We start from the raw sequence: 23,707 nt of genomic DNA, 5'->3' as shown, positions 1-23,707 counted from the left end.
GCTCTACAGCTTAGCAGGGCGCCTCAGCCGAAGAACCAGTAACACACCCCGATGGCGGTAAGCATACCGGCCAGATCGGCAGTCAGTGCGCAGCCCAGACCGTGGCGGATGCGGGTGATACCGACCGCGCCGAAATACACCGCGATTACGTAGAAAGTGGTTTCCGTGCTGCCCTGGAAGGTCGCCGACAATAGCGCCGGGAAGCTGTCGACGCCGAAGGTGTCCATGGTCTCGATCATCATTGCCCGCGCGCCACTGCCGGACAGCGGTTTCATGAAGGCGGTGGGCAGGGCATCGATGAAGCGGGTATCCCAGCCGAACCCTTCCGCCAGCCAGCGGATGCCTTCCAGTCCGGCGTCCAGCACGCCGCTGGCACGCAGTGCGCCGATGGCCACCAGCATGGCGATAAGAAACGGCAGCAGCGAGATGGTGAAGCTGAAGCCCTCCTTGGCGCCCTCGATGAAGGTGTCATAGACCTTGACCTTGCGCAGGGCCGCCACGCCCAGAAACAGGATGATGATGCCGAACAGGGTCAGGTTACCGACCAGCGACGAGGTGGCAGCCAGCGCCTGGGCGGACATACCGGCGAGGGTGGTGAGTAACAGGCCCAGCGCGGCTGCCCCGCCGAGCAGATAGGCCAGCACCACCGGATCGTGCAGGCGCAGGCGCTGCATGAAGGCCACGGTCAGCAGGCCGACCAGGCTGGAAACGGTGGTCGCCAGCAGAATCGGCAAGAACACCAGGGTCGGGTCGGTCGCTCCCTGCTGCGCGCGATACATGAAAATGGTCACCGGCAACAGGGTCAGCGATGAACTGTTGAGCACCAGGAACAGGATCTGCGCGTTGGTGGCGGTATCCTTCTGCGGATTGAGTTCCTGCAGCGAGTGCATGGCCTTGATGCCGATGGGCGTGGCGGCGTTGTCCAGACCGAGGATATTGGCGGCGAAGTTCATACTGATATGCCCCAGCGCCGGATGCCCACTGGGTACCTCCGGCATCAGCCGGCGGAACAGCGGGTCCAGCACGCGCGCCAGCAGACGGATCAGTCCAGCCTTCTCAGCGACCGCCAGAAAGCCCAGCCACAAGGTCATGGTGCCGACCAATACCAGCACGATCTCGACACTGAGCCGGGCCATATCGAACAGCGCCGCCACCAACCGGCTGAATACCTCGCTGTCACCCATCCCAAGCCATTGCCAGAGCGCGGCAGCGAAGGCAGCAAGGAAGAAGCTCAGCCAGATTCCATTGAGCATGGGTGGAGTGTTCCTTGGTCAGGGTAGGGTGATCGTGGGGGCGGGGGGTACAGTGAATTCGCTGACGCGGCTGATCTCGGCAAAACTGCCGGGAACCAGTGCCGCCAGTATGGCAGCGGTCTCTGCGTCCGGCAGACCATCATGGCGGGCCGGACGAAAACGCATCTGGAAGGCGGCGATCACATTGCGGGTCGCATTGGTCTGTCCGGGACGCGCCGCCAGGCTGTAACCAAAGCGCTCCAGGGCCATCTCGAACCAGGCCAGGGGCGGCGTCTGGCCGCCCAGCAGATGCTGATACTGCGTTACCCGCGCCGCATCAGGCCAGATGGCTACGCCCGCCTCGGCCAGTTGCTGCCAGGGGAACAGCGGCCCGGGATCAAGTTTGCGCTGCGGTGCTATATCGCTATGGCCAATAACCCGCTCCGGCGGCAGGCCGTGCCGCTGCAGAATGTCCTGCAACAGCGGAATCAGCCGGTCGATCTGCGCCTGATCCCAGGGCTGCCATTGACGCCCTTCGGAGGTGTCATGATAGCCGGGGTGCACGATCTCGATGCCGATGGAGCTGGCATTGAGCCAGGTGCGGCCCTGCCAGCTACTATCACCGGCGTGCCAGGCACGGCGGTTCTCGTCCACCAGGCGGTAGATGGTCGGCGGGTTGGCATCGATCAGGTAATGGCTGCTGACCTCACCCAGGGTCAGGGTATTCAGCGCCCGGGCCGAGTTCGAGGAGGTGTAGTGCAGGATCACATACTGCACGCGGCTATCCTGACCACGGGCGGTATGGCTGGTGTCGATCACCAGGCCACGACTGCAGCCGGCCAGTGCCAGACAGATCAGCAACAGCCCGGAGAGTGTATGAACCGGGCGCGACCAACGCCAGCGCATCAATCTACCGCTGGCGTCGGGAGGTGGCAGAGGCTGGGCGGCAGGCGGATGTGCATGGACACCGGCAGGTGATCGGAGATCGGCTGCGGCAACACGTCCACCTGCTCGATGTTGAGGCTGGGGCTGAGCAGGATGTGATCCAGTACGCGGGCCGGCTTCCAGCTCGGGTAGGTGCCAGGCAGGCTGGCAGTGTGCAGATTGCTGCCGCTCAGCGGTGAGCGCTCCAACAGGTCTTCGGCATGGGTATTCATGTCCCCCATCAATACCACATGGGCATGATCGGCGATGCGCTCGCGGATGTAAGCCAACTGATTGGCGCGGGTACGGGTGCTCAACGCCAAGTGCATCATCACTACCAACAGGCTGTCCGGGCCCTGGCCGAAGCTGGTGAGAATCGCACCACGACCGGGCAACATGCCGGGCAGCTTGTGGTCTTCCAGCAATTTCGGCTGGTAGCGGCTGAGAAACCCGTTGGAGTGCTGGGCGAAGCGCCCGAGATTGCGATTGAGCTGCTGATACCAGAAGGGGAACTGGCTTTCCTTCGCCAGATGCTCCACCTGATTGACGAAGCCCGAACGCAGGCTGCCACCATCGACCTCCTGCAGCGCAACGACGTCGAAGTCGTTGAGCAGCTGGGCGATCTGCCCGAGGGTGTGTTGGCGCCGCGCGTGGGGCAGCACATGCTGCCAGCCACGGGTCAGATAATGATGGTAGCGCTGGGTGTTGATACCCACCTGGATGTTGAAGCTGAGCAGCCGCAATACATCGGGCAGCGGCTGTTCAGTATCACCGCAGGCCCAGTTCGGATTGGTCTGCAGGCAGGCGGGCGCCATGGAACCCTGAGTAGCGCGTCGCCATGGAATATTGCCCGTTGCAATCATCAAAGCATCCTTGGTCAGGAACGTTCCTGATCCACCAGGTATTCTGCGATTTTCAGCATTTCCTCGAAGCTGCCGGCCATGCCGCCTTCGATTCGATATTTGCCGTTGACGATCAGCGTGGGTACGCCAGTGGCGCGATAGGCCTTGGCCAGTCGCTTGGCCTGGCTCATCTTGAGGTTCACGCCGGCGGACGCCCAGGTCTTGCGGAATTCATCTTCATCGACGCCGTATTGTGCCAGCAACTTGACCATGGCATCGGTGTCAGCCAGGCGGTTGCCCTGGTTGTGGATAGCCTGGAATACCGCTGCGTGGGCGTCACCCAGCTGGTTCATGCTTTCCAGAGTGTAGAACAGCTGGCCATGGGTGTCCCAGGCGCCGCCGAAGAAAGCGGGGACGGGACGGAAGTGTACGTCCTCGGGCAGGGTTTTCTTCCACTCGCCGATGATCGGCTCGAAGGTAAAGCAATGACCACAGCCGTACCAGAACAGTTCGGCCACTTCGATCTTGCCCGGCTCCTGGGTCGGCGCCACGGCGGGCAGCTCGACGTAATGCACGCCGGCCTTGTACTGGGTTTCCTGAGCCTGAACCATTGCCAGGCTGCCCAGCAGCCATACCAATCCAACAGTCAACAACTTGCGCATGTATCTCTCCAGACAATCTTTCTGTGACATTCAGGCCATCATGATGGCAAAAAGGTTCCCCGGTGCGCTATTCCGCAAGCCGGTTGGGTTTTCTACAGTCGCAAAAAAGGGCAGCCGCAGCCACCCTTTTTTTAACACCAGCTATTGCAGCGCAACTGGGATCAACGCAGACCCTGGATATAGTTCGAGACAGCCTCGATATCCTTGTTGCTCAAACGCGAAGCGATGGTCTGCATGATCATGGCATCACCATCGTTGACCCGGTCGCCTTCACGGAAGTCGGTCAGCTGCTTGGCAGTGTAGGTGGCATGCTGCCCAGCCAGCTGCGGGTAGGCCGCCGGGTCGTTGCCCTGGCCAGTCGGTGAATGGCAACCAGTGCAGGCCGGCAGACCTGTGGCAAGGTCGCCGCCACGGTAGATGGCTTCACCACGTGCCGCCAGCTCGGGATCGGCAACGCCGCGAGCCGGCGTTTGCGCTGCATAAAAAGCTGCGGCGTCAGCCAGGTCCTGATCACTCATGTTAGCCACGATGGCGGTCATTTCCGGCACCACTCGTACGCCTTCCTTGATCTCGACCAGCTGCTTGAGCAGATAGCGCTCGCCCTGACCGGCCAGGTTCGGCCAGTTCGGCATGATGCTGTTACCATCGTTACCGTGACAGGCTGCACAGACGGCCACCTTGCCCTGGCCGGCTTCGGCATCACCCTGCAGCGCATGGGCCGAACCGGCCACACCGAGGGATAACACCAGACTTACAAGTAATTTATTCATCGGCTAATCCAATTACGGCTAAAAGAAAAATCAGGCCTGGTCCGCGTCCGGTCTCGATGACCGCGTTATGTGCAGACAGCCTCGACGCCTGGCAACAGTAATACAGGCCGGCTCGAATAAGCGCCCATGCTAGCCGCCCCTCGGAAGCAGCGCAATGGCCATACTGTCGCAGTGCCTGCCACGATATTAAACCGCGGCATTATATACTAAGCTAGCCGCTGACGTGAATGCATCTAGGGTCTGTTCCCGTTCGACCCTACCACACAAACCGGATATTCCATGCCCCCAGCCACACCGCTCCCCATTCTCTGCCAACAAGCCAGCTTCATCAAAAGCGCCAGCCAGGTCGATCAATGCCCGCCGGACCAGGGTTACGAAGTCGCCTTTGCCGGGCGCTCCAACGCCGGCAAGTCCAGTGCACTGAATACCCTGACCCACGCACGCTTGGCACGGACCTCGAAAACCCCGGGGCGCACCCAGTTGATCAACTTCTTCGCCCTCGATGATACCCATCGCCTGGTCGATTTGCCCGGCTACGGCTACGCCAAGGTGCCGCTGGAGTTGAAGGAGCACTGGAAAAAACACCTGGACGCCTATCTTACCCAACGGGATTCGTTGGCCGGCGTGGTGCTGGTGATGGATATCCGCCATCCACTGTCGGCCTTCGACCGCATGATGCTGGATTGGGCGAATGTTGCCGGCCTGCCGGCGCATATCCTGCTGAGCAAGACCGACAAACTGTCCTTCGGCGCGGCCAAGGGCGTGTTGCTCAAGGTGCAGAGCACGGTACGCAAGGAATTCGGCAACCGCGCCAGCGTGCAGCTGTTCTCCTCGCCCAAACGCCAGGGTATCGACGAGGCCCATGCGGTGCTGGAGAGCTGGCTGTACCCCGCCGAAGATACCGAGCAGGACGAAGACCAGCCGGCAGCCACCGAATAACAGGCAAAAAAACCCCGAACTTCTATGGGGAGGGAAGGTTCGGGGTTTAACAACCGGGCTGTGCTAGGAAAGGGATGCCCGGTATTCTGCCAACACTAAATCACATCTAAGGAGCATGAAGGGCTTGACTGGCCATTCATAGTCTCTGACCGGGCGGTTTCCGGGGAAGTTCCCCGGCCGCTGAAAATTATTTCGTGCCGGTCAATGGGCCTCGTCCCAGTTGTCGCCGATGCCGGTTTCAACCAGCAGCGGCACGTCCAGCTCAGCCGCGGCGCTCATCCGTTCACACAGGCCGGCGCTGACCTGGTCGAGCAGATCCTCGCGGACCTCCAGCACCAGTTCGTCGTGCACCTGCATGACCACCCGGGCATCCAGCCCCGAGCTCTGCAACCAGCGGTCGACCTCGATCATCGCGCGTTTGATGATATCGGCGGCGGTGCCCTGCATCGGTGCGTTGATCGCGGTACGCTCAGCGCCCTTGCGCATGGCCTGGTTCTTCGAGTGGATCTCCGGCAGGTACAGGCGCCGACCGAACAGGGTTTCGACGAAGCCCTTCTCCGCCGCCTGGGCGCGGGTGTCTTCCATGTAGCGCAACACCCCGGGATAGCGGGTGAAGTAGCGGTCGATATAATCCTGGGACTGCTTGCGGTCGACACCGATCTGCTTGGCCAGGCCGAAGGCGCTCATGCCGTAGATCAATCCGAAGTTGATCGCCTTGGCGCTGCGCCGCTGGTCGTTGCTGACCTCATCCAGAGCCACGCCGAAGACTTCGGCCGCGGTGGCCCGGTGCACGTCCAGGCCCTTGCGAAAGGCATCCAGCAGGCCTTCGTCCTGGGCCAGATGCGCCATGATGCGCAACTCGATCTGCGAATAGTCCGCGGCCATGATCTTGTAGCCGGGCGGTGCGATGAAGGCCTGGCGGATGCGCCGGCCCTCGGCGCTGCGGATCGGAATGTTCTGCAGGTTCGGGTCGGAGGAGGACAGCCGGCCGGTCGCGGTGACCGCCTGGTGATAACTGGTATGGATGCGCCCGGTGCGCGGGTTGATCTGTTCCGGCAGGCGGTCGGTGTAGGTGCTCTTGAGCTTGCTCACCGTGCGGTATTGCATGATCACCTGGGGCAGCTCGTAGCCCTGGTCGGCCAGCTCGGCGAGTACCGATTCAGCAGTGGATGGCTGGCCTTTGGCGGTCTTGGAGATCACCGGCAGGCCTTGCTTCTCGTAAAGAATGGCACATAGCTGCTTCGGCGAGCCGAGGTTGAATTCCTCGCCGGCCAGTTCGAAGGCCTGGCGCTCCAGCGCGACCATCTTGTCGCCCAGCTCGCGGCTCTGGATACCCAGCAGCTTGGCATCGACCAATGCGCCGCTGCGCTCGATGCGGGCCAGCACCGGCACCAATGGCATCTCGATCTGTTCCAGCACCTTGGCCAGGGAGGTGATGCCCTGCAGCTTCTGCCACAGGGTCTGATGCAGGCGCAGGGTCAGGTCGGCGTCTTCGGCGGCGTAGGGGCCGGCCTGTTCCAGCGCGATCTGGTCGAAGGTCAGCTGTTTCGCGCCCTTGCCGGCAATATCCTCAAACCGCACGGTGCCGGTGCCCAGGTATTTCAGCGCCAGGCTGTCCAGATCGTGGCGGGTGGCCGTGGAGTCCAGCACGTAGGATTCGAGCATGGTATCGAAGGCCACGCCCTGCACCTGGATACCGTAATGCGCCAGCACGTTCATGTCGTACTTGGCATGTTGCGCGACCTTGCGCTTGCCCGGATCTTCCAGCACGGGCTTGAGCGCCGCCAGCACCTGGTCGCGGTCGAGTTGGTCAGGCACACCCATGTAATTGTGGGCCAGTGGCACATAAGCCGCTTCGTGAGGGCTGACCGCAAAGGAGATGCCGACCAGGTCCGCCTGCTGGGCATGGATGCTGGTGGTTTCGGTATCGAAGGCGATCAGCGTGGCGTTCTGCAGCCGGTTGAGCCAGATATCGAAGCGCGCCTGGTCGAGAATGGTCTCGTATTCCGGCTCGACCGCCTCCGCCTGGTTCGGCGCCTCCACCGCCTCGCCGGCAGCTTTCGCCTCGCGCAGCAGATCGTCGAGCCAGGTCTTGAATTCCAGCTTGCGATACAGCTCGATCAGCGCTTCGCGGTTGGGCTCGGTCGGATGCAGGGCGTCGACTCGCACGTCCAGCTCCACATCCACCTTGATGGTCGCCAACTGGTGGGACAGATAGGCCATGTCCTTGTGTTCCAGCAGCTTCTCGGGCAGCTTCTTGGCGCCACGGATCGGCAGCTCGGCAATTTTGTCCAGGTTGGCGTAGATCACATCCATGCCGCCGCCCAGGCCGGTCAGCAGACCCAACGCGGTTTTCTCGCCCACCCCCGGTACCCCGGGAATGTTGTCTACCTTGTCGCCCATCAGCGCCAGGTAATCGATGATCAGCTCGGGGCCGATACCGAACTTCTCACGCACGCCATCCGCATCCATCACCGTGCCGGTCATGGTATTGACCAGGGTGATGTGGTCGTCGACCAGCTGCGCCATGTCCTTGTCACCCGTGGAAATCACTACCGGACAGCCCAGCGCGGCGCTCTGCCGGGCCAGGGTACCGATCACATCGTCGGCCTCGACGCCATCGATACACAGCAGCGGCAGGCCGAGCGCCTTGACGCTGGCATGCAGCGGCTCGACCTGCAGGCGCAGATCGTCGGGCATGGGTGGGCGATGGGATTTGTAATTCTCGAACAAGGCATCACGGAAGGTCGGCCCCTTGGCATCGAAAACCACCGCAAAAGGGCTGTCCGGGTACTGTTTGCGCAGGCTCTTGAGCATATTGAGCACGCCCTTGACCGCGCCAGTGGGCTTGCCGGTGGAGGTGGTCAACGGCGGCAACGCGTGGAAGGCCCGATACAGATAGGAGGAGCCGTCAACGAGAATCAGCGGGGCAATGGAGTCAGTCATGCGTCAGGTCAGCGTTCCAGAAGAAAAAGGGGCTAGAATGACCTTAACGTCATTCCACTAAAGGACAAGGTTAACATGACACGCATGATTGGCCGCGGGTTGGCTGCACTGACATTGATCGCCAGTTTCGCCGTAATGGCACAAGAACCGCCGCTCACCGGCGAGCCGGATGTGACCATTCGTCAGGAGGGCGACAAGACCATCGAGGAGTACCGCATGAACGGCTTCCTCTATGCGATCAAGATCACGCCGAAGAACGGTGCGCCCTATTTTCTGGTCGCCGTGGACGATGATGGCAACTTCACCCGGGCCGACAACCCCAACGGCCTGCGCATTCCCTCATGGAAGATCTTCGAGTGGTAAGGCGCTGACATGTCGGTATTCACTCCGGTCGAGCGACCTGAGCTGGAAGACTTTCTGCAGCGCTTCGAGCTCGGCCGGCTGATCGATTACAGCGGCATCGCCGGCGGCACCGAGAACAGCAACTTCTTCGTCGCCACCGAGCGGGGCGAATACGTGTTGACCCTGGTCGAACGTGGCCCGATCGCCGAACTGCCGTTTTTCATCCAGTTGCTCGACCGCTTGCAGGAGGCCGGTTTGCCGGTGCCCTATGCCCTGCGCGACCGCAGCGCTATCGCCCTGCAACGTCTCAATGATCGACCGGCATTGTTGCAACCAAGGTTGCCGGGGCGGCATATCGATACCCCGGATGCCAGCCATTGCCACGCAGTCGGGCAGTTGCTGGCGCGACTGCATGATGCCACGGCGACCAGCGGTCTGCTGCGCCCAAGCGATCGGGGACTGGCGTGGATGGCCACCGAGACCCGGGCGCTGCTTGAGCGCTGCGAGCCGCGGGCCCGCGCCACGCTGCATGCCATGCTGCCGGTATTGGACCGGCTGCGTCAGCAACGACCGATACTGCCCGAGGCGGTACTGCATGGGGACCTGTTCCGCGATAACGTGCTGTTCGATGGCCATCACCTGACCGGCATCATCGATTTCTACAATGCCTTCAGCGGCTGGACGCTGTATGACGTCGCCATCTGCGTGAATGACTGGTGCCTGGCAGACGAGGGCGGCCTGGACGAACGGCGCACCGAAGCGCTACTGGCCGGTTATGCCAGCCACCGACGCTTTACCCCCTTGGAAGCGGAACACTGGCCTGACCTGCTACGCCTGGCGGCGCTGCGCTTCTGGCTATCACGGCAGCTGGCCGCCGACCACCATGCCGAACACAGCGGTGTGCTGATCAAGGAGCCGGCGCATTTCCAGCGGCTGCTGGAGGCGCATGGGACTATTGCGGTGGGGTTGCCATTGGCGCTGTAACCACGCCTTCTGAAACCATAGGGTGTCGAGTTCCATCTCGACACCGGTCAGCGGCTCAGTATCGCGCCAGCCAATGGGCATAGGGCGCGGGCAAGGTTGCCCAGGAGGCCTTTTCGATCTTCAATTCCCGGGCGGCGTAGTAGGCCCAGTGCGGGTTGGCCAGATGTGCCTTGCCGACCATGACCAGGTCCAGTTGGCCATCCTGTACCGCCTTTTCCGCAATATGCGGCTCACCGAAGCCCCAGGCCGAGGCAACCGGGATCCCCGCTTCGCGGCGTACCCGCTCGGCGATAGGGCCCATAAAGGCTGGCGCCCAGGGAATCCGTGCCTCGGGAATGTTGAAGCCGATGCTGACGCTCAGCAGATCCAGTCCACCTTCCTTGAAGCGGCGGGTCAGGTCGATGGACTCGGTCAGGGTCTGCTCGTCGTTGCCATCGAATTCCAGCACGCCAAAGCGCATGGTCAGTGGCAGATGCGCTGGCCATACCTCGCGCACCGCAGCGAAGGTTTCACGCAGGAAACGACTGCGGTTCTCGTAGTTGCCGCCATAGGCATCGGTGCGCTGATTGGAATGCTCGGAGAAGAAGCTCTGCGCCAGATAGCCATGGGCAAAGTGCAGCTCAAGCCACTCGAAACCGACTTCCAGCGCGCGCCGGGCAGCAGCGACGAAGTCATCACGTACCCGGGCGATATCGTCCAGGGTCATTTCCTGCGGCTGCTTGCTCAGGTTTGCGCCAAAGGCAATGGGGGAGGGCGCGATGGTCTGCCAGCCGCGCGGGTCGTCGTTGGCGATGTGGTCGTCCCCTTCCCAGGGATTGTTGGCACTGGCCTTGCGACCGGCGTGGGCGATCTGGATGCCCGGCACGCCTCCGTGCTGCTTGATTGCCCGGACGGTCGGAATGAACGCCTGGGCCAATTCATCGTTCCAGATGCCGGCGCAGTCGGGAGTGATGCGCCCTTCCGGCGCCACGGCAGTGGCTTCGACAATGACCAGGCCGGCGCCACCGCGGGCCATGCCGGCATAGTTCTGCAGATGCCAGTCGTTCACCAGTCCGTCGACGGCGCGGTACTGACACATGGGAGGTACGGCAATCCGATTGCGCAGGGTGATGTCCTTCAGGGTGAAGGGCTGGAATAACGCGGACATGAAGAATTCCTGTGATGGGGATGGGTTGTTCGATTTTATTCGAACAATGGATCAAAGACAAACCCCAAGGTAGAATTATTGTCATGAGACCTTTCAAACATCCTGCTCCCGATCAGTTCGTACTCGAGCGTGTGCTCTATGCGCTGAGTGATCCGGTGCGTCTGGAAGTCGTGCAACGTCTGGCCCAGGTAGCCGAGGCCAGTTGCGGCGAACTGGACGGTGGCCGGCCCAAATCGAGCATGTCCCACCACTTCCGGGTGCTTCGCGACGCGGGCCTGGTCTGCACCTATGGCGTAGGCACCAGCCATATGAATTCCCTGCGCCGGGAAGAGATGGACAGCCGCTTCCCCGGGTTGCTCACCGCCATTCTGGGTAACAAGGGGACCTGAAGCCGGGGCGGGCTTGCGCCGCCCGGCTTGCCTTTCGCCAGCCGCCGCTCAGGTCTGAAAGCGGGTCACCAGCTCGTTGAGTTCCACTGCCAGGCGTGACAGCTCGCGACTGGCAGCGCTGGTCTGCTCAGCGCCAGCGGCTGTCTGGGTCGACAGATCCCGGATATTCACCAGATTGCGATCGACCTCATTGGCCACCTGGGCCTGCTCTTCGGCAGCGCTGGCAATAACCAGGTTGCGCTCATTGATCTGGCTGACGGCAGCAGATACCAGCGCGAAGGCATCACCGGCCTGCTGCGACTGTTGCCGGGTACTGGCGGCCATGGTATCGCTGATCTGCATGGCCGCCACGGTGCGCTCGCTGCCCTGCTGGATATTGTCGATCATCGTCTCGATTTCTGCGGTCGACTGCTGAGTACGATGGGCCAGCGCACGCACCTCGTCGGCCACCACCGCAAATCCCCGCCCATGTTCACCTGCGCGAGCCGCCTCGATGGCGGCATTCAGCGCCAGCAGATTGGTCTGCTCGGCCACGGCGCGAATCACATCCAGCACGCCGCTGATATGCTGCGCATGGCTGGCCAGCGCCTCGACCTCCTTGGCCGTGGAGTGAATATTGTCCGACAGCTGCTGCATGCTGATCTGGGTCTGGGCGATCTGTTCACCACCCTGATTGGCGCTCGCCGCAGTGCTCTGGGATTGCTCGGAGGTCTGCACGGCGTTGCCGGCGACTTCTTCCACCGCTGCGCTCATTTCATTGACTGCGGTGGCTGCCTGCTGAATTTCATCATTTTGTCGCTGCAGGCTGCGGGTCGCATCTTCGGTGACCGCATTCAGTTCCTCGGCGGCCGAGGCCAGTTGCGAGGAAGAGTTGGCGATACCCTGGATGGTGTTGCGCAACTTGCCCTGCATATCTGCCAGCGCCCTTAGCAGTCGAGCCGCTTCGTCACGGCCGGTCACGTGAATCTGCTGGGTCAGGTTGCCGGTGGCTATCACCTCACTGACTTGCAGCGCCTGCCGGATCGGCGCAATGATGCTGCGGGTCAGCAGCCAGGCCAGCAGCAGCGTCAACGCCGTGGCTATCACAATGGCCAGGATGACCTGACGGATCGCGGACTGATAACTGTGCTCAGACTGCGCCGCGGCGGTATTGGCGCCGGCAATAATCAACGTCTCCAGCTGAATCAGTTGGGCGGTGGCGGCATCGGCAATGGGGTTGAGTTGCTGGTCGAGTATCTGCAATGCCCGCTCGCGATTGCCGGCATCCAACTCAACGGCCATCTCACCCGCCACGGTCATGTAGTTCAGCCGCTGTTGATGATAATCATCGAAAATGCGCTGCGGATGAGGTGAGGTGATGGCCTGATCGAGAGCAGCCTCCGCCTCCATCAGGTTCTGCTCCAGCGTGCTCATACGCTGGCGTTGTTGGCGGATGTCCTGCGGGTCGGTGGACAACAGCGAGCGCAGGGCATATATCCGATACCGCATGAAGTTCTGGTTGAGACTGTTCAGCTCCTGCAGGTTGGGCAGCCATACCTGCTCTATTTCTATCGTCTGGTCGTGAATACTGCTGGTCTCGCGAAGTGCCATGAAACCCAACAACAGAACGACGACAGCCATGGCAACGAAGCCGCCAGTCAACCGGGCGGCAATCGAGATATTGCGCAAATTAATCATGCACCTTTTCCTGTCAGCAGGTGTATACGGAAAAACACCCCATGCTTCGCTTTCAGCATGGGTGCTTTGGATACCTCTATATCGGCCCGGCTAGCCTGAAGCTTGAGCCGGGCGCAGAACGGAGCGACAGGAGGACCGGAACAGGATCAGAGTGCTTCGAGACAGTCGGCCAGGGCATTGCCCAGGGATTCAAGCAGTTGCTCGTAGCTGCCGGAGCTCGCAGAAATAGTGGTCCCCATCGGGTCCAGTTCAGCCTCATGTACCGGCATGCCGGCGCTCAGGGTGGCGAGACGCTCGGCGGGGAACTGCGGTTCCCGGAAGACACAGCTCGGACCGGCAGCGGCCAGCTGTTGGCGCAGCTCATGCAGATGCCGAGCACCGGGCTGCAGCTCCATCGACAGGGTGAATACGCCGAGCGGCCGCAGACCGACGCTGTCTTCCAGATAACCATAGGCATCATGAAAAACGAAATAGGGCTTGCCAGCCAGAGGCTGCAGGCGTTGTTGCAGCTGCGCCTGCAACTGATCGAGCCGCTGGCTGAACTCAGCTGCGTTACGCTGCATTCGATCGGCATGCTCAGGATACAATTGCGCCAGATCGACAGCCATCCAGCGGGCAATCTGGCTGGCGTTAGCGGCGGACAGCCAGATATGCGGGTCCAGGCTCCCCGGCGCGTGTTGGTGATCCCCATGGTCATGGTCATGATTGTTGTCGGCGTGCTGCGCTCCATCAAAGCTGCGCAGGGTCAGACCGGGAACCTGGTCCAGCCGGCGGGCGGCGGACTGAGTGTCGAGCAGATTCTGCAGAAAGCGCTCCAGTTCCGGGCCCACCCAGTAAAGGCGGTCGGCCGCGGCGATCTGCCGTCGGTCGGATGGACGCAGAGCATAATTGTGCGGCGAGGCCGTTGGCGGCAGCAGCACTTCAGGCTCGGCGATACCGTCCAGCACAGCGGCGGCTATCAGTTGTAACGGCTTGACGCTGGTAAGCACGCTGGGTGTAGCAGCCGTCACGGGAAAAGACAGGCTCAGCCCGCAGGCCAGGGCAAGCAGGAAACGCAGGATCATCGGACATACCTCGGACGTAGAATTGTTATATAATAACAGTCATCGTCAAATTCGCTATAGGGCCCGCATGAACAAATTCGTTTTGCCGGAACACCCCCACTGTCCCCATGACCACAGCCAGTGCGTCAGCGATGCGCTGAGCGCCGCCGAGCAGGTCTGCGAGCGGGCCGGGGCAAGACTGACCGCGCTGCGCAAGCGCGTACTGGAACTGGTCTGGCAAAGCCATCGACCGCTGGGCGCCTATGATCTGCTGGAAACCCTGGCGCGCGAGGACGACCGCCGCCCGGCACCGCCAACGGTTTACCGCGCCCTGGACTTCCTGCAGGAGCAGGGACTGGTGCACCGCATCGCGTCACTGAACGCCTTTATCGGCTGCGCCAGCCCGGAACACACCCACCAGGGCCACTTCCTCATTTGCCGCAATTGTCGGGTCGCCATCGAGCTGGACCAGTCGCTGATCCATCCGGCCATTGCCAAGGTCGCAGACCAGATGGATTTTTCTGTGGAAGCGGAAACCGTGGAAATCGCCGGCCTGTGCAGCCAGTGCCGGGAGGCGGCATGAGCGAGACGCTGCTCAGTCTCAGCCGAATCGGTCTGCAACGGCATGGCAATGCCATTCTCGAAGACATTTCCCTGCAGGTACGTCGTGGCGAGATCGTCACGCTGATTGGCCCCAATGGGGCCGGCAAGACCAGCCTGGTGCGTATCGTGCTCGGCCTGCTCAAGGCCGACAGTGGCAAGCTCCAGCGTCAGCCGCGTCTGCGTATCGGCTATATGCCGCAGAAATTGCAGATCGATGCCACCCTGCCGCTGACGGTGCTGCGCTTTCTATTGCTGGCGCCCGGCGTCAAGCGCGCCGCTGCGCTGACCGCGCTGGAAGAAGTCGGTGCAGCTCACCTGGCGCAACGCCCGCTGCAGCAGGTATCTGGCGGTGAGCAGCAACGCATTCTGCTGGCCCGTGCGCTGCTGCGCCAACCTGACCTGCTGGTACTGGATGAGCCGGTGCAGGGAGTGGATGTAAATGGCCAGATCGAGCTGTATCAGTTGATCACCCGACTGCGCGATCGTTACGGCTGCGGGGTGCTGATGGTCTCCCATGATCTACATCTGGTGATGGCGACAACCAATACGGTGGTGTGCCTGAACCGCCATGTCTGTTGTTCCGGCCGGCCGGAACAGGTCAGTACCGACCCGGCCTTCGTCGCCCTGTTCGGCGAACAGGCCAGCGCCCTGGCCGTCTACAACCATCACCACGACCACAGCCATGACATGCATGGCGAAGTCATCGACGCTCCCCATCATCATCCGGACGGATCTACCTGCAAACATGCCTGACTTTCTTTTCTATGCATTATTGGCGGGGCTCGGGCTGGCGCTGGTGGCGGGCCCGCTGGGCTCCTTCGTGGTGTGGCGGCGCATGGCCTATTTCGGCGACACCCTGGCCCATTCCGCCTTGCTTGGTGTGGCGCTGGGCATACTGCTGCAGCTCAACCTGACCCTGGCGGTAACGGCCGGATGCGTATTGCTGGCAGTATTGCTGGTGGCCATGCAGAACCGCAAATGGCTGGCCAGTGACACCCTGCTGGGGATCCTGGCCCACAGCACACTGTCACTGGGTATCGTGGTGCTGGCGCTAACCGACAATGTGCGAGTCGACCTGCTGGCCTACCTGTTTGGCGACCTGTTGGCGATTACCTCGGCGGATCTGAACTGGATGCTCGGCGGGCTGGTGGTCGTCATGGTGTTGCTGGCCTGGTTGTGGCGGCCATTGCTGTCGGTAACCGTGCACGAGGAGCTGGCGCGGGTCGAAGGCCTGCCGGTCAGCGGCATTCGCCTGGCATTGATGCTGCTGATCGCCATCGTCATTGCGGTGGCGATGAAGGTGGTGGGCGTACTGTTGATCACTTCGTTGTTGATCATCCCGCCGGCCGCCGCTCAGCGCCACGCACGCACGCCGGAACAGATGGCGGTTGGTGCCAGTTGCCTGGGCTGTGTTGCAGTGCTCGGCGGGCTGGCGTTGTCGTGGAACCTGGATACGCCGGCCGGGCCGTCGATCGTGGTAAGCGCAGCAGGGCTGTTCATGCTGTCACTGCTGATACCGCGCCGGGCGTAAGCAACTGTTTCTCTGACGCTCAGCCTCGCTGCCGCAGCGTGGCCAGCACCGGGGCGGTGTCAGGGCGCACACCGCGCCACAGGAAAAAGGCTTCCGCGGCCTGTTCCACCAGCATGCCCACGCCGTCGATGCAGCGCGCTGCACCCTGCTCGGCGGCCCAGCGATTGAAGACCGTCGCCTCACTGGCATACATCATGTCGTAGCACCACGTATGCCCCGGACGGATCAGGCTGGGGGGCAGCGGCGGTAGCTGGCCGTCCAGGCTGGCGGAGGTGGCGTTGATGATCAGGTCCACCGATTCCTCCAGCCAGTCGAAGCCGGCCGCGCTGATCGGACCCTGGTCCTTGAATAGCATGGCCAGCTGTTCGGCCTTCTCCACCGTACGGTTAACCACGCACAGCTGCGCCGGCCCGGCTTCGAGCAGCGGCTGGATGACGCCCCGCGCGGCACCACCGGCGCCAATCAGCAAGATCCGCTTGCCGGCCAGCGGCAACCCGGCGTTATGCTGAATATCCCGCACCAGACCCTTGCCATCGGTGTTGTCGCCCAACAGGCTGCCGTCGTCCAGACGCTGGATGGTATTCACCGCACCGGCCCGTTCGGCTGCCGGCGTGCGACTGTCGACCAACGCCCAGGCCTGTTCCTTGAAGGGGACGGTCACATTGACGCCACGACCCTCTTGCAGAAAATCCCGCAGAGTGCCGGCGAAATCATCCGGTGGCGCCAACAGCGCCTCGTACTGCAGCTGCTCGCCGGTCTGCCGGGCGAACAGGCCGTGGATCAATGGTGACTTACTGTGAGCGATCGGGTTGCCGATCACGGCATAGTGGTCCATCAGTTCGCCCCCTTCAGCCAGTCGCGCGGCGGCAGAAACTCGGTCAGCAGGCGCGCTTCGGCACTGCCCGGCTCAGGCTCCCAGTTATAGCCCCAGCGCACGGTCGGCGGCAGCGACATGAGAATCGACTCGGTGCGCCCACCCGACTGCAGGCCGAACAGCGTGCCCCGGTCCCAGACCAGGTTGAATTCGACGTAACGGCCGCGACGATATTCCTGGAAGGCCTTCTGCTGCTCGGTCCAGGCGGTATGACGACGACGCTCGATGATCGGCAGGTAGGCTTCGAGATAGGCATCGCCGATGGCGCGCATGAATTCGAAGCAGCGCTCGAACCCCCATTCGTTGAGGTCATCGAAGAATAACCCGCCGATGCCCCGGGCTTCGTTGCGGTGGCGCAGATAGAAGTAGTCATCGCACCACTTCTTGTAACGCGGATAGACCTCGTCACCGAAGGGCGCGCAGGCGTCGCGGGCGATGCGATGCCAATGGATGCAGTCTTCCTCGCTGGCGTAGTAGGGCGTCAGATCGAAGCCGCCACCGAACCACCAGACCGGCTCGGCGCCTTCCTTCTCGGCAATGAAAAAGCGCACGTTGGCGTGGGATGTGGGCACATGGGGGTTATCCGGGTGCATCACCAGGGATACGCCCATGGCCTGGAAGCTGCGCCCGGCCAGCTCCGGCCGGTGGGCCGTGGCCGACGGCGGCATGCCGTCGCCAAAAACATGGGAGAAACCGACGCCGCCCTTTTCCAGCAGCGCGCCGTTTTCCATAATCCGCGAACGGCCACCGCCGCCACCGGGGCGCTCCCAGCTGTCCTCGACGAACCGGCCACGGCTGTCAGCCTGCTCCAGTGCCGCGCAGATGCGATCCTGCAGGTTCATCAGATAATCTTTGACGGCAGCCACATCGGTAGCATCGGGAATCGTATTCATCAGTGACTCTCTCAGGCTGAGCGGATGACGGTATCGGTTTGCAGATCCCTGATGATACTGGGATTGCGCTGCGCACCCAAAGCACCGGGCACGATATCGTCCAGTCGATCATGGAAATACTGCTCTACGCGCAGGCGTGTGCGGGCCGCCGGCGGCCGGCGGGATTGGCTGAGGTGGAGACCAGCGGGCCGGCCGCGGCCGTCAGCTGGCGAATCAGCGGATGGTCGCTGACGCGCAGGGCGACGGTGGCATGGTTACCGGTAATCCATGGCGGCAGACGGCCCTGGTGCGGAACCAGCCAGGTATTCGGTCCGGGCCAGGACAATTGCAGTTTGGCCAACTGACTGTGCGGCAGATCCCACAGCAGGAATTCGAACTGCTCGGCACTGCCAGCGACCAGAATCAGGCCCTTTTCCACCGGCCGCTGCTTGAGCCACAGCAACCGCTCCACCGCCTCGGCTTTCCACGGATTGCAGCCCAACCCCCAGACCGCCTCGGTTGGATAGGCGATCACCCCTCCAGCCTGCAGCACCCTTCGTATCTGCCCCAACCGCCAACCCGCCAGCATAGTCCACCTCTTTGATTTGCGAGAGGCGACATTAGCCGAGCCAGCGGCCGGGCTCAAGGAAGTATTGCACTCAGCGAGTGCCGGTCAGCTGGCCACTGCGGGAATAACCGTGGGGCGTGTGTTGCACATGGCCGCTCAATTCAAGCTCCATCAGCCCCTGCAGCACCTGGTGAACCGGCAGGTTGCTTTGTCCGGCCAGCCAATCAGCCGTTACCGGATCATGGCCGATCCAGCGCCACAAGGGATGCCGGATGTGCTCGGTGACGGGCGGCTCGTCCGCTGCGGCAATGGCGTCGCGCAGCGGCAGGTGCAACACGCTGAGGATATCAGCGGTGGTTTCCACCAGGGTGGCACCATCGCGCAACAGGCGATGGCAACCGCGGGCCTGCGGATTGTGGATCGAGCCCGGCATGGCGAACACCTCGCGATTCTGCTCCATGGCCAGCCGGGCAGTGATCAGTGAGCCGCTGTTGAGGCTGGCCTCGACCACCAGAGTGCCCATACTCAGGCCACTGATAATGCGGTTGCGCAGAGGAAACAGACCGGCATGCGGGGCGGTGCGCGGGGGCTGTTCGGAAACCAGCGCGCCGCCGCCGGCGACAATCGCATCGGCCAGCCGGCGATGCCGCCGTGGATAGCAATTATCCAGCCCCGTGCCCCATACCGCGATAGTCTGCCCGCCGGCATCCAGCGCGCCCTGGTGAGCCGCGCCGTCGATGCCCAGCGCCATGCCGCTGGTGATGACCAGGCCGCTGTCGGCGAGGCTGTGGGCAAAGGCCCGGGCGGTGGCGGCACCCTGCGGGCCGGGATGGCGGGTGCCGACCATGGCCAGTTGCGGGTCCGCCAGCAGCGCCGGCTCGCCCTGCACGAACAGCACCAGCGGCGGATCGGTGATTTCCCGCAGTAGCGGCGGGTAAGCCGGATCGTCGAAGGTCAGCAGATGGCAGCCCGGTTGCTCTAGCCACTGCAGGCTCTGCTCGACACGCTCCAGTATCGGACTATCGCCCTGCTGGCATTGCAGGATGGCGTTCTGGGTGCGCCGATTCAGCCCCAGGCTGCCAAGAGTCAGCACATCAGCGCCGAATATCCGGATGGGGTCGGGATGCTGGTCGAGCAACTCGCGCTGCGCGGCAGGGCCCAGCCCGAGCATGCTCAGGGCCAGCCAGGCTTGCCGGCGGTCGGTCAGTTCGAGGGGCATGGAATCAGCCTTCTGCGGAACGAATGAAGGGCTGAGAACGGCACACACCCCCGCCCGCAAACGGGCGGGGGTGTGATCATCAGGGGTTGCGGATCTTGTCCATGATTGCCAGCTGGCGCTGGGCGTTGAGCACGATGCCGTAGCTCATGCGGTCATAGACGCGGAATACCATCAACAGGCCGGCGCGCTCGTCGGGCAGTTGCACCCGCTCGTTCTGCACCCGGTCGCGAACCACTTCGCCGGTCTTGTAGATCGCCAATACGTTGCCTTCCTGCAGATTGTCGCGGGCACCCTTGTTGAGAATGACCACGTCATACTGGCCAATCTGGGTCACACCGTTGGGCACGTCGAGAATCAGGCCATCGATTTCATCTTCCGGGTCGCTGGGGAAGAAGGTGGAGGCCACAGCCCGCTCTTCGGTCTCCAGCAGGCGGTCACCGATGCGCACTTCCTGGCGGCTGCGGGTAACCATCAGCGTGGTGATGTCGCGCTCGGTGGCAAGCACGTCGGCGTTACCGATTTCCTGGGCGTGGATGCCGAGGAAGTCGCCACTCTGCGGATCGGTATAGGCCTTGCCACGGCGATAAAGGCCGAAGGCGGGGATGGTTTCGTCTATATCACCACGGGCATAGACGCGATTGCCGGCACCGGCTACCACGCTTTCCGCTTCACCGCCGATGACATAGGGCGCGGCTTCCAGCTGCTCGGCGTCATCCATGATGCGTCCGGCATTCAGGAACGCGTTGATGGCTTCCAGCGGAATGGTTGGAATGGCTTCGGCCACAGCCGAGGACCGCACGGTAGGCGACAGCTTGATGGTACCACCCTGGCCGCGGTCAACCATCAGCCGTGGCTGGCCATCAATGTACACCAGCGATATGATGTCGCCGGGGTAGATGAGGTGGGGGTTGTTGATCTGCGGGTTGGCGTGCCAGATTTCCGGCCACTTCCAGGGCAGATTGAGAAACCGACCAGCAATATCCCACAGGGTATCGCCTCTGACTACCTGGTAACGCTCGGGGTGGTTTTCCCTGAACACCGACTCCTGGGCCTGCACCAGAATGCTCATCGAGAGCAGCAACAGGCCGAGTAATGTTTTCCTCATGACATGAATCCCTTTATTATAGAGGCCAGCACCCAAGGTCCCGCGCCTTCTCCGGCACGTGAACCAGCTATACTTCCAAGCTGCGTGCATATTAGCAGCACCTTACGAAACAGTTCTACAACGTGCATCACAAACCGACATGGCCATATTGAATATTTTAGAATTTCCCGATCCCCGGCTGCGTACCATCGCCAAGCCGGTCGACGTTGTTGATGAGCGCATCCGGCAACTGGTCGATGACATGTTTGAAACCATGTATGAAGCCCCAGGGATTGGACTGGCTGCGACACAGGTCAACGTGCATGAACGCGTCATCGTCATCGATCTCTCGGAAGACCGCAGCGAACCGCGGGTTTTCATCAATCCGGAGCTGGAGCCACTGACCGAGGATCTCGAAGAGATGCAGGAAGGTTGCCTCTCGGTACCCGGTTTCTACGAGACGGTCACCCGCCCCGAGCGCGTCCGGGTCAAGGCGCTGGACCGTGACGGCCAAGCCTTCGACATCGTTTGTGAAGGCCTGCTGGCGGTCTGCATCCAGCATGAGTGCGATCACCTGAATGGCAAGCTGTTCGTGGATTATCTGTCCAACCTCAAGCGTGACCGCATCCGCAAGAAACTGGAGAAGCTGCACAAGGCGCAGGCCAACGCCTGAGCCCTTCAGGTCAGAAGGCTTGCTCCGGCAAGCCTTTTCTTTACCCGGATGATCCCTCGGTAGCCGCTTGCCGAGCCAACAAGGCCATTTCATGAACAGCTCTGATCTTCGCATCGTTTTCGCCGGCACCCCGGAATTTGCCGCCGCCCATCTGCAGGCGCTGCTGCAAGCCGGCCTGAATATCGTCGCCGTCTACAGCCAGCCGGACCGGCCGGCCGGGCGCGGTCAGAAGCTGGCCATGAGCGCGGTCAAAACGCTGGCGCTCAAACATGAGCTGCCGGTGTACCAGCCGGTTTCCCTGCGTGCGCCCGAGGCCCAGGCCGAACTGGCCGCGCTGCAGCCGGATCTGCTGGTCGTCGTCGCCTACGGCTTGATCCTGCCCCAGGCGGTACTGGACATCCCGCGGCTGGGCTGCATCAACAGTCATGCTTCGCTGTTGCCACGCTGGCGCGGTGCTGCGCCCATTCAGCGGGCCATCGAAGCCGGTGACAGCACCAGCGGCGTGACCGTGATGCGCATGGAGGCGGGGCTGGATACCGGGCCGATGCTGCTCAAGGTGAACACACCGATCAGCGCCGCGGATACCGGCGGCAGTCTGCACGACCGCCTCGCCGAGCTGGGGCCACAGGCGGTATTGCAGGCCATCGATGGCCTGGCCGCCGGGACGCTGGAGGGCGAGGTGCAGGATGATGACCTGGCTACTTACGCACACAAACTCGGCAAGACCGATGCGCGCATCGACTGGGCCCGCCCGGCGACCGAACTGGATCGTCTGATCCGCGCCTTCAATCCCTGGCCGCTGGCCCATGCCCGCTGGCAGGATCAGCCGCTGAAAGTCTGGGCGGCCCAGCCGGAAGCCGGTACCGGCCAGCCCGGCGAAATTCTCGATTGCAGCAAGCAGGGCCTGTTGGTCGCCTGCGGTGACGGCGCCCTGCGCCTGACCCGGCTGCAACTGCCCGGTGGCAAGCCGCTGGCCTTTGCTGATCTGTACAACGCCCGGCGCGAGCAGTTCGCCCCAGGCCAGTTGCTGGCCAACGGTCAATGAGTCCGCGCCTGGCCGCGGCCAATGCGCTGGCTACCGTGATGGCCGGCAAGGCATCTTTGGGTAGCAGCCTGCCGGCACAGCTCAAGCAGGTAGTGCCGCGTGACCATGCCCTGGCCCGGGAGCTGGCGCTGGGTACCGCGCGCTGGTTTCAGCGCCTCGATGGCCTGGCCGGTCACCTGTTGCAAAAACCGCTGAAAGCCGCCGACCGCGACCTGCATGCCCTGCTGCTGATCGGCATGTACCAGTTGCTGTACACCCGGGTGCCGCCCCATGCAGCCATTGCCGAGACCGTGCAGCTGGCCGTCACCCTGAAGAAAACCTGGGCCAAGGGCATGCTCAATGCCGTACTGCGTCGTACCCAGCGCGAGGGTGTCGCCCTGCTGACAGAACTGGAGCACGACCCGGTGATTCGCGTCTCCCATCCACGGTGGCTGCAGAAGACCTTCAAGCAGGTCTGGCCACAGCACTGGGAAGCGCTCTGTGCGGCCAATAATCTGCACCCACCGATGACCCTACGGGTCAATCGGCGGCAGACCAGCCGCGATGCCTATTTGCAAGAGTTGCAGCAGGCCGCCATCGCTGCCACGCCCTGCCCATTCAGCGCCGACGGGGTAACCCTGGCTCAGGCCTGTGATGTGCAGCAGCTGCCCGGTTTTGCCACCGGCGCGGTCAGCGTGCAGGACGAGGCGGCCCAGCTGGCGGCGCCGCTGCTGGAACTGCAGCCCGGCCAGCGGGTGCTGGACGCCTGCTGCGCCCCCGGCGGCAAGACCTGCCATATTCTCGAATTGCAGCCCGGGCTGCAGGAAGTCGTAGCGCTGGATCTGGAGCCGGCCCGGCTCGAACGGGTGCGGGACAATCTGCAGCGCCTGGGCCTGAGTGCAACTCTCAAGGCGGCCGATGGGCGCGATCTGGACGCCTGGTGGGATGGGCAGCCCTTCGATCGCATTCTGCTGGATGCGCCCTGCTCGGCCACCGGCGTGATCCGTCGCCATCCCGATATCAAGCTGACCCGCCAGCCGGACGACATCGCCGCACTGGCCGCGCTGCAGGGCGAACTGCTCGATCAGGTATGGCGCACCCTGGCGGTCGGCGGCATCCTGGTCTATGCCACCTGCTCGGTATTGCCACAGGAGAATACCCAGGTGATCGACGCCTTTCTGGCCCGCCAATCAGGCGCCCGCCAACTTCCCATTGCGGGCCCTTACGGTCTCGAGCAGCCGTGCGGACGGCAGTTGCTGCCCCAGCCGGATGGCCATGATGGTTTCTATCTGGCCAAATTGTTGAAAATCGCTAATAACGCACCGGCCAGCAGCTACACTGGGCCTGACAGCAGGGACTAGC

General features: G+C 62.6%; 23 protein-coding genes and 1 pseudogene. 10 read left to right on the top strand and 14 right to left on the bottom strand.

The annotated features are described in order from the left end of the window. Window positions 1-23: 23 nt before the first annotated feature. The 5 genes from QAO71_RS00260 to QAO71_RS00240 all read right to left on the bottom strand — a co-directional run bounded on the left by QAO71_RS00260 (window position 24) and on the right by QAO71_RS00240 (window position 4,430). Window positions 24-1,253: a spore maturation protein gene (locus tag QAO71_RS00260; protein ID WP_074779066.1), complete on the bottom strand. Its 1,230-nt coding sequence runs from the start codon at window positions 1,251-1,253 to the stop codon at window positions 24-26. Between the two features lie 18 nt (window positions 1,254-1,271). Then, entirely contained in the window at window positions 1,272-2,138 is an 867-nt protein-coding gene (locus QAO71_RS00255; RefSeq protein ID WP_280164977.1) for an N-acetylmuramoyl-L-alanine amidase, read from the bottom strand. Beyond that, window positions 2,138-2,971 (bottom strand): endonuclease/exonuclease/phosphatase family protein, encoded by an 834-nt coding sequence (locus QAO71_RS00250; RefSeq protein ID WP_136868972.1) that lies wholly within the window; start codon window positions 2,969-2,971, stop codon window positions 2,138-2,140. Before QAO71_RS00250 ends, QAO71_RS00255 begins: the two co-directional genes overlap by 1 nt. Window positions 2,972-3,033: 62 nt before the next feature. Next, entirely contained in the window at window positions 3,034-3,660 is a 627-nt protein-coding gene (locus tag QAO71_RS00245) for a thiol:disulfide interchange protein DsbA/DsbL (RefSeq protein WP_036991554.1), read from the bottom strand. A 161-nt stretch (window positions 3,661-3,821) separates the two neighbouring features. Continuing rightward, window positions 3,822-4,430: a c-type cytochrome gene (locus QAO71_RS00240; protein ID WP_036991556.1), complete on the bottom strand. Its 609-nt coding sequence runs from the start codon at window positions 4,428-4,430 to the stop codon at window positions 3,822-3,824. A 279-nt stretch (window positions 4,431-4,709) separates the two neighbouring features. Here QAO71_RS00240 and yihA point away from each other — a divergent pair, with 279 nt between their 5' ends. Beyond that, entirely contained in the window at window positions 4,710-5,369 is a 660-nt protein-coding gene (yihA, locus tag QAO71_RS00235) for a ribosome biogenesis GTP-binding protein YihA/YsxC (RefSeq protein ID WP_036991558.1), read from the top strand. Window positions 5,370-5,570: 201 nt separating this feature from the next. On the opposite strand, the gene polA is transcribed toward yihA, so the two are convergent. Continuing rightward, a complete protein-coding gene (polA, locus tag QAO71_RS00230) occupies window positions 5,571-8,315 on the bottom strand; it encodes a DNA polymerase I (RefSeq protein WP_280164976.1) in 2,745 nt (914 codons plus the stop codon). An 84-nt stretch (window positions 8,316-8,399) separates the two neighbouring features. Between polA and QAO71_RS00225 the strand changes: the two genes are divergently transcribed. After that, complete coding sequence (locus QAO71_RS00225) at window positions 8,400-8,678, top strand: DUF2782 domain-containing protein (RefSeq protein WP_235818258.1); 279 nt, start codon at window positions 8,400-8,402, stop codon at window positions 8,676-8,678. A gap of 9 nt (window positions 8,679-8,687) precedes the next feature. After that, window positions 8,688-9,641, top strand: coding sequence for a homoserine kinase (locus QAO71_RS00220; RefSeq protein ID WP_280164975.1), 954 nt, complete (start codon window positions 8,688-8,690; stop codon window positions 9,639-9,641). A 55-nt stretch (window positions 9,642-9,696) separates the two neighbouring features. Here QAO71_RS00220 and QAO71_RS00215 read toward each other — a convergent pair whose 3' ends face one another. Next, complete coding sequence (locus QAO71_RS00215) at window positions 9,697-10,788, bottom strand: NADH:flavin oxidoreductase/NADH oxidase (protein WP_074779057.1); 1,092 nt, start codon at window positions 10,786-10,788, stop codon at window positions 9,697-9,699. A gap of 83 nt (window positions 10,789-10,871) precedes the next feature. Here QAO71_RS00215 and QAO71_RS00210 point away from each other — a divergent pair, with 83 nt between their 5' ends. Further along, window positions 10,872-11,177 carry a helix-turn-helix domain-containing protein gene (locus tag QAO71_RS00210; RefSeq protein ID WP_036991565.1) on the top strand — a complete coding sequence of 102 codons (306 nt, stop codon included), beginning with the start codon at window positions 10,872-10,874 and terminating at the stop codon, window positions 11,175-11,177. A 48-nt stretch (window positions 11,178-11,225) separates the two neighbouring features. Here QAO71_RS00210 and QAO71_RS00205 read toward each other — a convergent pair whose 3' ends face one another. Both QAO71_RS00205 and QAO71_RS00200 read right to left on the bottom strand, forming a co-directional pair. Next, entirely contained in the window at window positions 11,226-12,854 is a 1,629-nt protein-coding gene (locus QAO71_RS00205; RefSeq protein ID WP_280164974.1) for a methyl-accepting chemotaxis protein, read from the bottom strand. A 146-nt stretch (window positions 12,855-13,000) separates the two neighbouring features. Then, window positions 13,001-13,918 (bottom strand): zinc ABC transporter substrate-binding protein ZnuA, encoded by a 918-nt coding sequence (locus QAO71_RS00200; RefSeq protein ID WP_074779055.1) that lies wholly within the window; start codon window positions 13,916-13,918, stop codon window positions 13,001-13,003. Between the two features lie 67 nt (window positions 13,919-13,985). Between QAO71_RS00200 and QAO71_RS00195 the strand changes: the two genes are divergently transcribed. Genes QAO71_RS00195 through znuB form a run of 3 tightly spaced genes read left to right on the top strand, consistent with a single transcriptional unit; the run spans window position 13,986 to window position 16,031 of the window. Next, window positions 13,986-14,480 (top strand): Fur family transcriptional regulator, encoded by a 495-nt coding sequence (locus QAO71_RS00195; protein ID WP_036991566.1) that lies wholly within the window; start codon window positions 13,986-13,988, stop codon window positions 14,478-14,480. Further along, window positions 14,477-15,253: a zinc ABC transporter ATP-binding protein ZnuC gene (znuC, locus tag QAO71_RS00190; RefSeq protein WP_036991567.1), complete on the top strand. Its 777-nt coding sequence runs from the start codon at window positions 14,477-14,479 to the stop codon at window positions 15,251-15,253. The genes QAO71_RS00195 and znuC overlap by 4 nt, the downstream gene beginning before the upstream one ends. Next, window positions 15,246-16,031, top strand: coding sequence for a zinc ABC transporter permease subunit ZnuB (gene znuB, locus QAO71_RS00185; RefSeq protein WP_036991568.1), 786 nt, complete (start codon window positions 15,246-15,248; stop codon window positions 16,029-16,031). The genes znuC and znuB overlap by 8 nt, the downstream gene beginning before the upstream one ends. A 19-nt stretch (window positions 16,032-16,050) precedes the next feature. On the opposite strand, the gene aroE is transcribed toward znuB, so the two are convergent. The 5 genes and pseudogenes from aroE to QAO71_RS00160 all read right to left on the bottom strand — a co-directional run bounded on the left by aroE (window position 16,051) and on the right by QAO71_RS00160 (window position 20,669). Further along, a complete protein-coding gene (gene aroE, locus QAO71_RS00180; protein WP_136868554.1) occupies window positions 16,051-16,866 on the bottom strand; it encodes a shikimate dehydrogenase in 816 nt (271 codons plus the stop codon). Beyond that, complete coding sequence (hemF, locus tag QAO71_RS00175; protein ID WP_074779051.1) at window positions 16,866-17,798, bottom strand: oxygen-dependent coproporphyrinogen oxidase; 933 nt, start codon at window positions 17,796-17,798, stop codon at window positions 16,866-16,868. Before hemF ends, aroE begins: the two co-directional genes overlap by 1 nt. A gap of 11 nt (window positions 17,799-17,809) precedes the next feature. Next, window positions 17,810-18,366 (bottom strand): annotated as a pseudogene (locus QAO71_RS00170) (Sua5/YciO/YrdC/YwlC family protein). Window positions 18,367-18,436: 70 nt separating this feature from the next. After that, window positions 18,437-19,564 carry a DNA-processing protein DprA gene (dprA, locus tag QAO71_RS00165; protein WP_136868555.1) on the bottom strand — a complete coding sequence of 376 codons (1,128 nt, stop codon included), beginning with the start codon at window positions 19,562-19,564 and terminating at the stop codon, window positions 18,437-18,439. A 79-nt stretch (window positions 19,565-19,643) separates the two neighbouring features. Continuing rightward, window positions 19,644-20,669: a LysM peptidoglycan-binding domain-containing protein gene (locus tag QAO71_RS00160; protein WP_036992081.1), complete on the bottom strand. Its 1,026-nt coding sequence runs from the start codon at window positions 20,667-20,669 to the stop codon at window positions 19,644-19,646. A gap of 139 nt (window positions 20,670-20,808) precedes the next feature. Here QAO71_RS00160 and def point away from each other — a divergent pair, with 139 nt between their 5' ends. From def to rsmB, 3 genes are all read left to right on the top strand, one after another. Beyond that, entirely contained in the window at window positions 20,809-21,321 is a 513-nt protein-coding gene (gene def, locus QAO71_RS00155; protein ID WP_083392444.1) for a peptide deformylase, read from the top strand. A gap of 91 nt (window positions 21,322-21,412) precedes the next feature. Further along, the gene (fmt, locus tag QAO71_RS00150) at window positions 21,413-22,366 is read left to right on the top strand and encodes a methionyl-tRNA formyltransferase (RefSeq protein WP_136868557.1); all 954 of its coding nucleotides are present in this window, start codon (window positions 21,413-21,415) and stop codon (window positions 22,364-22,366) included. Beyond that, window positions 22,363-23,706, top strand: a complete 1,344-nt coding sequence (gene rsmB / locus QAO71_RS00145) for a 16S rRNA (cytosine(967)-C(5))-methyltransferase RsmB (RefSeq protein WP_280164973.1) — start codon at window positions 22,363-22,365, stop codon at window positions 23,704-23,706. Before fmt ends, rsmB begins: the two co-directional genes overlap by 4 nt. Window position 23,707 lies beyond the last annotated feature (1 nt).

It is taken from the genome of Halopseudomonas sp. SMJS2 (assembly GCF_029866945.1).
Lineage (GTDB): Bacteria > Pseudomonadota > Gammaproteobacteria > Pseudomonadales > Pseudomonadaceae > Halopseudomonas > Halopseudomonas bauzanensis.
This window is presented reverse-complemented; position numbering and strand designations above follow the sequence as displayed.